We start from the raw sequence: 513 nt of genomic DNA, 5'->3' as shown, positions 1-513 counted from the left end.
GCCGACATGATCGTGAGCCTCACGTTCGAAGGCCGCGCCGTGCGTATCGAGGTTGCGGACTCCGGCGCCACGGCGCCCTCGCCCCACCCTCGCTGCACCGGTGCCCATGATGAGCACGGCCGCGGCGTGGGCATCGTCGAGTTGCTGGCGGACTGGACCGAGACGCTTGAGGAACGGCATCGCCGACGGGACCGCGCCGGTGTGCGCGTCGCCACCGCACCGGCCGGGGCATCCCGGGCGGACGTTGTGCTCGCTTGAGTGGGCAGCGGGCAACACGCCCGGCCCTGATCCGGGCAGGCGCGTACGGCGACGAGCTGGCCCGCACCCGGGAATATGCCGTGCGACCTGGCGCGCTGCACCGTAAGAGAACGTTCGTTTTCTAGGATGGGTGATCGAGGTGGAACTCGAAGCGACTGAGCAGCGGATCCTCGACGCTGCCGAGGAACTGCTCTACGGCCGAGGCATTCAGTCGGTGGGAATGGATGCGATCCGCACCGCCTCCGGCGTGCCCCT

At 69.4% G+C, this 513-nt stretch carries 1 protein-coding gene and 1 pseudogene; both read left to right on the top strand.

The annotated features are described in order from the left end of the window. Positions 1-258: ATP-binding protein (locus tag BBH68_RS38840; protein WP_141713179.1), on the top strand; the 258-nt coding region annotated here is incomplete at its 5' end. 139 nt (positions 259-397) lie between these two features. Further along, positions 398-513 (top strand): annotated as a pseudogene (locus BBH68_RS38835) (TetR family transcriptional regulator); the annotation flags it as partial.

Origin of the sequence: Streptomyces sparsogenes, from assembly GCF_001704635.1 — a bacterium.
Lineage (GTDB): Bacteria > Actinomycetota > Actinomycetes > Streptomycetales > Streptomycetaceae > Streptomyces > Streptomyces sparsogenes.
This window is presented reverse-complemented; position numbering and strand designations above follow the sequence as displayed.